10 protein-coding genes are annotated in these 11,293 nt (G+C 48.8%); 7 read left to right on the forward strand and 3 right to left on the reverse strand.

Annotated features, from left to right (window positions below; genetic code table 11):
* Positions 1–100: 100 nt before the first annotated feature.
* Genes dctP through BZG79_RS06415 form a run of 4 tightly spaced genes read left to right on the forward strand, consistent with a single transcriptional unit; the run spans position 101 to position 3,349 of the window.
* A complete protein-coding gene (gene dctP / locus BZG79_RS06400; protein ID WP_198532339.1) occupies positions 101–1,126 on the forward strand; it encodes a TRAP transporter substrate-binding protein DctP in 1,026 nt (341 codons plus the stop codon).
* A gap of 56 nt (positions 1,127–1,182) precedes the next feature.
* The gene (locus BZG79_RS06405) at positions 1,183–1,614 is read left to right on the forward strand and encodes a TRAP transporter small permease subunit (protein ID WP_077773995.1); all 432 of its coding nucleotides are present in this window, start codon (positions 1,183–1,185) and stop codon (positions 1,612–1,614) included.
* Positions 1,605–2,888, forward strand: coding sequence for a TRAP transporter large permease (locus BZG79_RS06410; RefSeq protein WP_077773996.1), 1,284 nt, complete (start codon positions 1,605–1,607; stop codon positions 2,886–2,888). The genes BZG79_RS06405 and BZG79_RS06410 overlap by 10 nt, the downstream gene beginning before the upstream one ends.
* 20 nt (positions 2,889–2,908) lie before the next feature.
* Positions 2,909–3,349: a universal stress protein gene (locus BZG79_RS06415; protein ID WP_077461402.1), complete on the forward strand. Its 441-nt coding sequence runs from the start codon at positions 2,909–2,911 to the stop codon at positions 3,347–3,349.
* Positions 3,350–3,508: 159 nt separating this feature from the next.
* On the opposite strand, the gene nhaD is transcribed toward BZG79_RS06415, so the two are convergent.
* The gene (nhaD, locus tag BZG79_RS06420; RefSeq protein WP_021024507.1) at positions 3,509–4,939 is read right to left on the reverse strand and encodes a sodium:proton antiporter NhaD; all 1,431 of its coding nucleotides are present in this window, start codon (positions 4,937–4,939) and stop codon (positions 3,509–3,511) included.
* 388 nt (positions 4,940–5,327) lie between these two features.
* On the opposite strand from nhaD, the gene BZG79_RS06425 reads away from it, so the two are divergent.
* The 3 genes from BZG79_RS06425 to BZG79_RS06435 are packed head-to-tail and all read left to right on the forward strand — an operon-like array spanning position 5,328 to position 8,023.
* Positions 5,328–6,296: an ABC transporter substrate-binding protein gene (locus BZG79_RS06425; RefSeq protein ID WP_077773997.1), complete on the forward strand. Its 969-nt coding sequence runs from the start codon at positions 5,328–5,330 to the stop codon at positions 6,294–6,296.
* 24 nt (positions 6,297–6,320) lie between these two features.
* Positions 6,321–7,232: an ABC transporter permease gene (locus BZG79_RS06430; RefSeq protein ID WP_077773998.1), complete on the forward strand. Its 912-nt coding sequence runs from the start codon at positions 6,321–6,323 to the stop codon at positions 7,230–7,232.
* Complete coding sequence (locus BZG79_RS06435) at positions 7,229–8,023, forward strand: ABC transporter ATP-binding protein (protein WP_077461405.1); 795 nt, start codon at positions 7,229–7,231, stop codon at positions 8,021–8,023. Before BZG79_RS06430 ends, BZG79_RS06435 begins: the two co-directional genes overlap by 4 nt.
* A gap of 46 nt (positions 8,024–8,069) precedes the next feature.
* Here the strand turns inward: BZG79_RS06435 and viaA are convergent, their stop codons facing one another.
* Both viaA and BZG79_RS06445 read right to left on the reverse strand, forming a co-directional pair.
* Positions 8,070–9,539 (reverse strand): ATPase RavA stimulator ViaA, encoded by a 1,470-nt coding sequence (viaA, locus tag BZG79_RS06440; RefSeq protein WP_077576697.1) that lies wholly within the window; start codon positions 9,537–9,539, stop codon positions 8,070–8,072.
* Entirely contained in the window at positions 9,526–11,193 is a 1,668-nt protein-coding gene (locus BZG79_RS06445) for an ATPase RavA domain-containing protein (RefSeq protein ID WP_077576698.1), read from the reverse strand. The genes viaA and BZG79_RS06445 overlap by 14 nt, the downstream gene beginning before the upstream one ends.
* Between the last annotated feature and the right edge of the window lie 100 nt (positions 11,194–11,293).

An 11,293-nucleotide genomic window follows, 5' to 3' on the forward strand; every position in this document is an offset into this window, starting at 1 on the left:
GGAGAGAGAGGCCAGAACTGCCACCTCACTCACTGAGAAAATGATCTTAATCACACTCTCGTTCACCACGATTGAAAGCTAATCCACATATCGGAGGGACATGATGTCCATTTATAGCCACCTTAAGCAATTGACTGCAATTTCATGCGTTGCCGCCGCATTAGGCTTCTCAGCCATGGCCAATGCCGACACTTGGCGTTATGCCCACGAGGAGTACGAAGGTGACGTGCAGGACGTCTATGCACACAAATTTAAGGAGTACATTGAAGATAACTCAGAACATTCATTGCAAATTTATCGGTTTGGCGAGCTCGGCGAGTCTGACGATATCATGGAGCAAACCCAAGCGGGCATCTTGCAATTTGTTAACCAATCACCCGGCTTTACTGGTTCGTTAATCCCTGAAGCACAAATCTTCTTTATCCCTTATCTGATGCCAACGGAAATGGACACTGTGGTAGAGTTCTTCCGCCAGAGTAAAGCGGTCAATGAAAACTTCCCTGAGCTCTACGAAGAGCAAGGTCTAGAACTGCTCAAGATGTATCCAGAAGGTGAAATGGTGATGACGGCAGACGAGCCTGTCACCGAACCTGCAGACCTGGAAGGGAAGAAAATTCGTGTGATGACTAATCCACTGCTGTCATCTACCTACGAAGCCTTTGGTGCAACGCCAACGCCATTACCGTGGGGTGAGGTATACGGCGCGCTACAAACCAACATGATTCAAGGCCAAGAAAACCCGATTTTCTGGATTGAATCAGGCGGTTTGTACGAAGTATCACCTAACTTAATCTTCACACACCATGGTTGGTTCACCACTGCATCAATGGCGAACAAAGAGTTCTTTGATGGTTTGTCTTCTGATGATCAAGCAATGATCCGTGATGCCGCTGATTATGCGTTCAACGAAACGGTTCAACACATCCGTGGTCTTGCAGAGAAATCGCTCGATAAAATTCAGTCGGCAAGTGACGAGGTGACCGTGACACGCTTGACCGATGCACAGATCGAGAAATTTAAAGCACGTGCACCACAAGTGGAAGAAACCTTCTATGAAATGACCGGTGAAAGCGGTAAAGCACTTCTTAACCAGTTTAAGAAAGACTTGGAAGCCGTTACTAACTAGTTGTCAGTCGTACAGGCACCGCCCCACGCGGTGCCTGTTTATTTGAGGAATACGCAATGACCGATTCCGACTCTCTCAAGTACCACTCCGAGCTACCTGGCCTCCTTGGCAAACTGGATACCCTGATTTGTAAAATCGAATCCTTTATGTTGGCTGCCGGTGTGCTCTTAATGGCCCTGAATACCTGTGTCAACGTCATTGCACGCTTTGGCTTTGGACAAGGGTTATTTTTTTCAGGCGAAATTAATCGCATTTTAATTATATTGATCACCTTTGCAGGAATTGGTTATGCCGCTCGTCATGGCCGCCATATACGGATGTCTGCCCTTTATGACACCTTGCCATTCACAGGCAGAAAAATTCTAATGACTACGATCGCGCTCGTGACCGGCCTGATCATGCTGGTATTGGCCTATTTTTCTTATCAATACATTGCCTCTGTCTATGATCGTGGTCGTATTTATAGGCACCAACCACTATGGCCATGACTTTAATGCTCATCATGATTGTCTTGCTCGTGCTCGGCTTTCCGATGATGATTCCACTTACGGCTGCCGCCTTAACCGGTTTTTACATGATGTTTGGCGGTGTCGGTCAAATGGATACCTTTATTCAGCAAGTGTTAGGCGGCATTCGGCCTGCCTCGTTAATTGCTGTCCCCATGTTTATTCTTGCTGCTGATATCATGACTCGGGGGCAATCAGCGAATCGCTTAATTGATATGGTCATGACCTTTATCGGCCATATTCGTGGTGGCTTAGCGATCAGCACCGCGACCTCTTGTACCTTATTTGGTGCGGTATCAGGTTCTACCCAAGCCACCGTTGTCGCAGTAGGCTCAGCCCTACGCCCTAAATTGCTTCGCGCTGGCTACAGTGATTCGTTTTCGCTTGCCTTAATCATCAATGCCAGTGATATCGCCTTTTTGATCCCACCCAGTATCGGCATGATTATTTATGGCGTGATCTCGGAAACATCGAWTGCTGAACTCTTTATCGCCGGGATAGGCCTAGGYCTAATGATCCTCACCTTTTTCTCGCTTTATTGTTTGTATTACGCCACTGTCAATAAAGTACCAACGGAACCCAAAGCCAGTTGGAGCGAACGTCTCACGGCGACACGCAAAGCATTATGGCCACTGATGTTCCCACTCATCATTGTTGGGGGTATTTATGGCGGCGTCTTTAGTCCAACCGAAGCAGCGGCCGTATGTGTGCTTTATGCCATGATTCTTGAGTTTGGCGTATTCCGATCATTGAGCCGTAAAGACGTGTTTATCATTGCACGGTCAACGGGCTTAATCACCGCGGTGGTCTTTATTCTTGTCGGCGTCGGTAATGGATTTTCTTGGATTATTTCATTCGCGCAAATTCCGCAGACCATTCTCGAGGCCGTGGGGATCAGCCAAATGGGGCCGATGGGTGTCTTGGCATCTATCTCTATCGCCTTTTTCGTTGCTTGTATGTTCGTTGATCCGATTGTAGTGATTTTGGTATTAACGCCCATATTTGCACCTGCGATAGAAGCGACTAGTCTTGATCCTGTCCATGTTGGGATTGTGATAACCTTGCAAGTAGCGATTGGCTCAGCCACTCCGCCATTTGGTTGTGATATTTTCACGGCCATTGCCATTTTCAAAAAACCCTATTGGGAAGTTATCCGCGGAACGGGGCCTTTTATCGCGATGCTGCTTCTATCAGCCGCGCTGTTGGTGATGTTCCCGCAGATTGCGTTATTCCTACGTGATATCGCGTTTGGGTAACTAAACAACAGGAGTAATTGATGTTTAAACGAATACTGGTAGCCGTCGATGGCTCATATTCTGCATTAAATGCGTTAGATAAAGCGATTGAGCTGCAGCAACTCACCCATGCTGAACTCTACTTATTGTGTGTGTTTAAACATCACAGCTTGTTCGAGGCGTCATTGTCGATGGTTCGCCCCGATCGATTACAAATCCCAGATCAAACCTTAAGCGAATACGCCCGCAACATTGTCGAGCAAGCCAAGCAACACGCACTTGAAAATGGCGGAGAAGGTGTGCGCGGGTTTGTCAAAGGCGGGCGTCCTTCCAAAACCATTATCAAGTTTGCGAAAAGCAAAGAAGTGGATTTGATTGTCATGGGCGCACATGGCACGCACTCCGATAAAGACGGGATGTTTCTTGGCAGTGTGTCTCACCGTGTGGCAGGGCGGGCACATTGCCCCACGATGGTGGTTTAACTCTGTATTGATGGCCTGGTACCTGTATTAACGGCGTCCCTGTATTGACGGCGTAGTATCGGCCATTCAATCAACCATGCTACCGACGATAAAAACGCCGGTCGTTTAAGACCGGCGTTTTTTGCTTACAACGAGGTTTTTCTAGAACAGAACGCGGGCTTATTGAATATGGAAATAGTGGCTATTGAGCACTAAATGCACACCAATCGCTGCGATATAGCCCAACATGATCACCGGCGCCCATTTTAAGTGCCCAAAGAAGGTATATTTACCGTGCGCTTGCCCCATCAGCGCGACACCGGCCGCAGAGCCAAGAGACAACAAGCTCCCCCCCACACCCGCTGTTAACGTAACTAACAGCCAGTTACCGTGTGACATCTCAGGGCTCATGGTTAATACCGCAAACATAACAGGAATGTTGTCCACCACCGCCGATAGCACACCGACAAGTGTATTGGCCCAGATCGGATCCCATTCTAAATACATCACATTCGACACCAGCGACAGATAACCAATCAAACTCAAGCCACCCACGCACATCACGACACCATAAAAGAACAGCAGTGTGTCCCACTCTGCATGGGAAATACGGCGAAAGACATCAAACGGGACCACTGAACCGAGACGACTCAGCGCGGCTTCATCATTTTTGGCTTCAGCAATCGCCCGTTTCCGCGCCAAAGAACGTGGTAACGTTCGGCGCAGGTAAAAACCAAAGAACTGCAAATACGCGAGGCCCATCATCATGCCCATGACCGGCGGGAAATGAATCAAGCCGTGGAAGGCAACTGCCGTTGCAATCGTGAGCAAAAACAGCACCATAATTCGTCGAGCGCCACGCTTTAACTCGACATATTCTTGCATCACGTCCGGCTGAGTGCGTGGAATAAAGCGTGACATGATAAAAGCTGGGATCACGTAGTTCACAACAGATGGAATAAACAAAGCACCAAACTCGGTGAAAGTAACCTTGCCCGCCTGCCAAACCATTAAGGTGGTGATATCACCAAAGGGACTAAACGCTCCGCCGGCGTTCGCTGCAACCACAATATTGATACACGCGAGGTTTACAAAACGTGGATTGTCGCCCCCAATTTTCAACACAATGGTACACATCAGCAGTGCGGTTGTGAGGTTATCAGCAATCGGCGAGATGAAGAAAGAAAGTACCCCAGTAATCCAAAACAAGGTTCTTAGGTCATAGCCTTTACTTAAGATCCATGCCTTTAATCCATCGAACAGGCGCCTCTCTTCCATCGCCGAGATATAGGTCATTGCCACCAGCAAGAAAAGCAACAACTCTGCGTACTCCAGCAAGTTGTGCTCAAGCGCGGCATGCGCCGGTGCCATATTTCCCCATTGTGAATATGCAAACCCGATCAGTAACCAAATCAGCCCCGCGGCTAACAATACAGGCTTTGATTTTCTTAAGTGGAGCTTTTCTTCCAACATGACTAGGCTGTAAGCAACCGCAAAGATTGCCAAAGACACATACCCTACCCATGACTGGGTGAGATCCAGTCCTTCGCCTGTTGTAGCGGCAAAAGCCGTTGGTGACACTACCGCCAACGCCGCAACCAAACGCTTCATCCTTGAGCCTCCAAATTTTATTTCCTTATTTTTGATATAACAAACAGCGCGCTCTGTGGCATTCACTCCGAACGATAATTGTTTATTTTGTCGTCTTAGGTCACCACAGAACAAAAACGAACATAATATTAACAAATATGGCGATAACGTCTATTGATAACCATGATGAAATCACAAAAAAGAAGTGACATTCTCTACTGTCAAGATTAATAATATCAATTTACTAGTCGATGTTCGCTGTTATCTCTGGCAAAAATCGACTAAGTTTAAGAAAAGTGTACGAAATGTGCTATCGCACGCTGTTCGACTAACAATAACAAATAGACAACATCGCAACTGCATCGCCGCGGTTGCGCAAGGATGTGTGAGTAACAAGAAGGGAGTCACCATGAAAACACTGAAAATTGCTGCCGTTATATTTGCAGCGCTCCTATCACTGGGGCATGCACCATTCGCATTTGCCGAGACCGCTCGCGTCGCCGTATCCCAAATCGTTGAGCACCCCGCTCTTGACGCGACCCGCAACGGTCTGCTTGATGGCTTGGAGAAGAAAGGATATATCCAAGGTGACAACTTGTCGTTTAAATATCAAACTGCGCAAGGTAATCCAGCAATTGCGGTGCAGATTGCGCGTCAATATGTTGGAGAACAACCTGACGTCTTAGTCGGTATCGCGACACCATCAGCGCAAGCGCTCGCGGCTGCAACACGCGACGTACCCGTCATTTTTACGGCGGTAACAGATCCTATCGGCGCCAAATTAGTGAAAGATATGGCTGCGCCAACGGGTAACGTCACCGGCTTATCTGATCTTTCTCCTGTTGCCCAGCATGTGGGGCTGGCCAAAGAGCTGCTTCCCAACCTGTCGACGATTGGAGTGGTTTATAACCCCGGTGAAGCGAACGCAGTGACATTGGTTGATCTGTTAAAAGACGCGGCAGCAGAGCACGGGATAAAAGTGATCGAAGGCACGGCATTGAAAAGCGCAGATGTGCAATCTGCTGCGCAAGTTGTTGCCACCCAATCCGATATTATCTATGCGCCAACAGACAATACTGTTGCCAGTGCGATTGATGGTTTAGTGGCCGCTGCAAACTCAGCAGATACCCCTGTCCTAGGTGGATCGACGTCCTATATCCCCAATGGCGCGGTCGTTGCACTTGGCTTTGATTATTACTCCGTCGGGGTGCAAACAGCGGACTATGTTGCGGCCATCTTAGACGGCGAGCCGATTTCATCTCTACCTGCCAAAGTTGCGGAAGGGTCTGACTTAGCCGTGAACCGTTCGGCTGCAGACAAGTTGGGGATCGACGTGCCAGCTTCTATCTTGGATCGCGCCTCACGAATCGTAGAGTAGTTAGGCTCAATCTAGGAGTAGTAAATGACGGCAATTGCGTTTTTCGGCACCCTAGAAGTCGGCCTAGTTTATGGCTTGGTTGCGCTAGGTGTCTATCTCACTTTTCGTGTACTCGATTTTCCCGATTTAACGGTTGACGGCAGTTTCCCGATGGGCGCCGCCGTTGCCGCTACTATGATCGTGGCGGATTATAACCCATGGTTTGCGACCGCAATGGCGATTTTGGCTGGCGGCATCACCGGATTAGTCACTGCTTTTCTCACTGTAAAGTGCGGCATCCTCAACTTGCTCGCCAGTATTTTGACCATGATTGCCGCATTTTCGGTAAACATTCGTATTATGGGGCGACCCAATATTGCCTTACTCGGCGAGGAAACCATCCTAACGCCATTTGAATCACTCGGTATTGCACCCGTCTATTTGCGTCCCTTAGTCGTGGGCGTATTAGTGATTATCAGTGGGCTACTCGTGATCCGCTTATTAGCCAGTGATTTTGGCTTGGGGTTACGCGCAACGGGCGTTAATGCGCGAATGGTTCAAGCACAAGGCGGCAGCACGGCGATGTACACCTATTTTGGTCTCGCCCTTTCAAATGCCTTTGTTGGCTTTGCCGGTGCATTATTTGCGCAAACCAATAGTTTTGCCGATGTGACCTCTGGCGTAGGGACCATTGTCGTCGGTCTCGCCGCCGTGATCCTCGGACAAACATTACTGCCTGGACGTAAAGTCTGGGTCGCCGTTGTGGCGGTGATTCTGGGTTCTATTTTATATCGCCTCGCCGTCGGCTTTGCACTATCGAGTGGCATGTTTGGTCTTCAAGCCTCTGATCTCAACTTGGTTACCGCGGTGCTGGTTGCCGTGGCATTGATCGCTCCCAAAATGCGCCAACAGTATCAAAAGTCCAAACGCGCAAAACAGGCGGAGGTGTCAGGATGATCTCGCTGAACAATATTCAGGTCACGTTTAATCCAGGGACCGTCCTTGAAAACCGTGCTCTGCGCGGCGTAAGCTTAACCATTCCCGAAAACGAGTTTGTCACCATCATTGGCTCCAATGGCGCAGGCAAATCAACCTTACTGGGCGCCGTCACCGGTGAAACGCCGATGATTGGCGGCCAAGTTATGATTGACGATATTAATGTGACCAAGAAGGCTGTGCATCAGCGCGCCACCCTTGCCGCACGCGTATTTCAAGATCCACTTGCGGGTACCTGCGCGTCGTTAACCATCGAAGAAAACTTAGCGCTGGCTTATCGGCGAGGTAAAGGGCGCGGTTGGTCACGTGCGCTTGGGAGTAAACGTCGTAAATTGTTCCAAGAGCGCATTGCGATTTTGGGGTTAGGTTTAGAAGATAGACTAGGGGATAGCATTGGTCTGCTGTCTGGAGGTCAGCGTCAGGCCGTAAGTTTGGTGATGGCCACCCTGTCAGACAGCAAGCTTTTATTGCTCGATGAACACACCGCCGCTCTGGATCCACGCATGGCCGCGTTCGTGATTGATTTAACCAAAACTATCGTCAATGAGTTTAACCTCACTGCCATGATGGTCACGCACTCGATGAAAGACGCACTGGCATGCGGTGATCGAACCGTAATGCTACACCAAGGTAACATTGTGCTAGATGTCCATGGTGATGAGCGCAAAAATATGGACGTGCCACATCTTTTAGACATGTTCAACAAAGTGCGCGGCGAAACCCTCGCCGACGACAGCTTGCTACTCGGTTAACTTGCTACGGCGCTTGCTGTTATATAAGCGCCTAGTCATCTATTTTCTATGACTTATTTTTGCTCGGCCACCACTGATTAATCAGGCGTCCTCCTAATGAGGGCTGGTAACGCCAACAGTGATCGAACATGGCCATTAATTCAGGGTTGCCATATTTGGATAAGCTTACCGCATGGAAACGGTTTTGCTTTAACTTCAATGCATCGATCTTTTCGATCATCGTCTCGGACTGCTTAGGAGCAATAAAGTCCGACACCACCACTAGATCGGCGTTTTGATAGCGTTCACCGGCCATCAGATTAAGCGCTTTTTCGATCACAGGTGCCATATCTGTCCCGCCGTGGAACCGATATGAAAGAAAGCTCATCGCTTCTTGCAAACCGCGCTCACCGGTTAACTCGTAGCTGATATGGTCAGTGGAAAAGAGCATGACATAGCAATCACGATGCTCGGTCGCGGCAATCCGCATCAATACATAGGCGAGTGCTTTGGCGCATTGCTCTGGGAATCCACTCATCGAGCCTGAGGCATCGACGGCTATGATAAAGGGTCCCTTTTTTTGCTCTGGCTTGGATTGACTGGGGGCATACGTCTCTACTTTTTTCCGGCGATGGGCTTGGCCCGTCATTTGATAATTTAGCAGTTGTTTATCGACAAGCTGTTTATAAAAAACAACCTCGAGCGCAGGATCAGCCAGCAATACCGCCTCATTGGGTAAGAGACGGTCAACACGATCACTTTGGCAGATGCCGGTGATGTCATCAGGGACATCAACTTGCTTTTCCGGCACGGTTTTTAGCGTTTCCGTCGGCTGCTCGCTGGGCCCTTGCGCATCAACATGGTTTGCCATTCGCCCTAACTGTTCGGCAATCGCCTGAAGCTCTGGGTTCTTCTCTAAAAAAGTAATAAACCGTTTAAGTAAGGTGACGTCTTGCTGGGAAAGCGAGCTGGCCGCCATATCCCATAGCCGCCCCACTTTGCTGATATCACCCGATTGATCCACGCCATTCATTTTTTGATAGGTCGAGATACGGCGATAGAGATCGTCGAGTAATTTTTGTTTTTGTGATTCAACACTGTCGGACTGGTTTTTTTGTATTTCCGCTTTTAAATGCGCGTGCCATTTGTTGCAAAAGTACGACTGAAACATAGGATCAGCATGTTGAGCTTGATGGGCTGCGAGCCTTTCTGCCTGCGGATAGAAAGAAGAAACAGATTTTAAGTGGCTTAGTAAAGTATCAATGTCTTTTTCAAACGCGCGCGCGGTTTTTTCGGTGGCCTGCTCGTAGTATTGAATTTCTTGCTTCAGAGAGGCTGACAACCCTTGTTGAACCAGTTTGCGCTTTGTTTGCCCCCGCCAGCGGTGAAGCTGTTTTTTTACTGCTCGCTTAATCGCTGGGCTTCGTTCTGTCAACACAAGTAACTGGGGATGAGACATCAACTCTGTCATCGCCGCATCCAGTAACCCAGACTCGGCGAGCATCAACCCCATGTTCAGGCTCTCAGCGCTCAGCATCACTGGCTCCTGAGAAGAACTCACCTAAGCGCGCTAAACGATTAACTTGGCGCTCTAGGTTATTAATCTGCGTTTTGACCTCATGTTCGACGTCGACCAAACTCGCTGACGCGGTTTCAAGCAGATCCGGTTGCGCAAATAAATGGGGCAACCCAGCATTGAGCTGACTGCGCGCGCGACGAATTAAAAACTGCGCATGCTGCAATTGTTCAAGCGCATGATCTGTTTGTTGTGTCCATGTGGCCAGCTGTTCCTCGCTCGGATCGTTCACGCCCACCAGGGCCATAGGCACCGGCCGATTAGCAATGTCTTTGATGACTAAGGCGTGCTGCGCATCCCACTCCAGAGTGAGCCGGCACAGGTGATTATTTTTATTCACATAGCCATACAAGTCTGTGCTGCCTGTTTTCAACTTTTTCTCAATGTCAGCCGCATCAAGATACACCCAACGACTGTCACCTTTTTCTTGCTCTGAAACCGATGGGTTGGCTCGAAGTAGAACAAAACGAACCAAATCTCGACTTTGGTTGACCGTGAAGCGAGGCGACTGGCTCAAGTCAATCATCGCTTTGCGCGTGAGCCCAGCGTTGGCCGTGTCTTGTCGATAGGTCAGCGCTTCAGCTGTGTCTTGCTCAATATCTTCTAACGCCACTTTGACGTCATCGAGCAAGGCAAGCACTTCTTGTTGATCGAACAGAACTTCTTTGGCAAATGCCTGCATCACGGTTTTCACCACATCACGCGATTCTGGGCTATGCCATAGGCAGTCTTCCAGTAACAATAAGTCCAATGGGGCGACTTCATCACGACCATTGAAAAAAGCGGCCGCTTTTAGCAAACGCACCGCCTTTTTCCACCGGCGATCGGACACATAAAGTTCACTTGGGTCGAATTGTGATTGTTCACTGCCGGCATTTTCTACCCGCTGTTTTAGTGTGTAGAGTTTTTCGAATATCGCATCCGGCAGACCCAAGGTGGGAATAATGGTCTGCCAATCCTGATATTCTTGATGGCTAATTTTCAACTTATCGGCCACCGCCACTTCGTCCTGGCTGGGCTCGGTAAGCATCAGTTTGAAGTTTTTCTTCTCTTGGATACGATTGACGAAAACGCGGAGTAACATGCGATCATAGAGCGCATCAAGGCCACTATCGGGATCAGGCAGTTCATTGGACGCGGTAACCAACAATCGCATAGGGACAGGATAAACATGCTCACCGTTTTTAAAGGTGCGTTCATTCACAACGGTTAAAAGAGTGTTAAGAATGGCAGGTCCGGCTTTCCATATTTCATCCAAAAATACCACATCTGCATTGGGTAGATAGCCGTCGGTTAGGCGTACGTATTTGCCTTCATCTTTTAGCGCTTGAATCGAAAGCGGGCCAAACACTTCTTCCGGGGTCGAAAAGCGCGTCATTAAATATTCAAAAAATTGGCTGTTATCAAACGCCTCTATCAAACGTTTCGCAATATAGCTTTTGGCAATGCCTGGCGGGCCGAGTAAAAACACACTTTCACCCGCGAGTGCGGCCAATAGACACATTTTGATAGTGTGCTCGCGTTCGTACACCCCACTAGATAGTGCATCAATAAGGCTTGCAATACGCTCGGGTAATAGCGCGCGACGGCTGACGGTGGCAAGATTTTGAGACAAGTGGCACTCCGCTATTTGTGGCTAGGTGTCATCGTTAACGCATTTGATTAAAATCGGTAAAAAGCTTCACTGCTCTTTAACCATGGCAAGATTCCAATAC

Source organism: Salinivibrio sp. MA427, from assembly GCF_001996115.1.
Taxonomy (GTDB): domain Bacteria; phylum Pseudomonadota; class Gammaproteobacteria; order Enterobacterales; family Vibrionaceae; genus Salinivibrio; species Salinivibrio costicola.

Bases quoted from the DNA above. Each gene is read 5' to 3' on its own strand.
- BZG79_RS06430 (WP_077773998.1), top strand. From the start codon at position 6,321: ATGACGGCAATTGCGTTTTTCGGCACCCTAGAAGTCGGCCTAGTTTAT.
- viaA (WP_077576697.1), bottom strand. From the start codon at position 9,539: ATGCTGAGCGCTGAGAGCCTGAACATGGGGTTGATGCTCGCCGAGTCT.
- BZG79_RS06435 (WP_077461405.1), top strand. From the start codon at position 7,229: ATGATCTCGCTGAACAATATTCAGGTCACGTTTAATCCAGGGACCGTC.
- BZG79_RS06415 (WP_077461402.1), top strand. From the start codon at position 2,909: ATGTTTAAACGAATACTGGTAGCCGTCGATGGCTCATATTCTGCATTA.
- nhaD (WP_021024507.1), bottom strand. From the start codon at position 4,939: ATGAAGCGTTTGGTTGCGGCGTTGGCGGTAGTGTCACCAACGGCTTTT.
- dctP (WP_198532339.1), top strand. From the start codon at position 101: ATGATGTCCATTTATAGCCACCTTAAGCAATTGACTGCAATTTCATGC.
- BZG79_RS06425 (WP_077773997.1), top strand. From the start codon at position 5,328: ATGAAAACACTGAAAATTGCTGCCGTTATATTTGCAGCGCTCCTATCA.
- BZG79_RS06405 (WP_077773995.1), top strand. From the start codon at position 1,183: ATGACCGATTCCGACTCTCTCAAGTACCACTCCGAGCTACCTGGCCTC.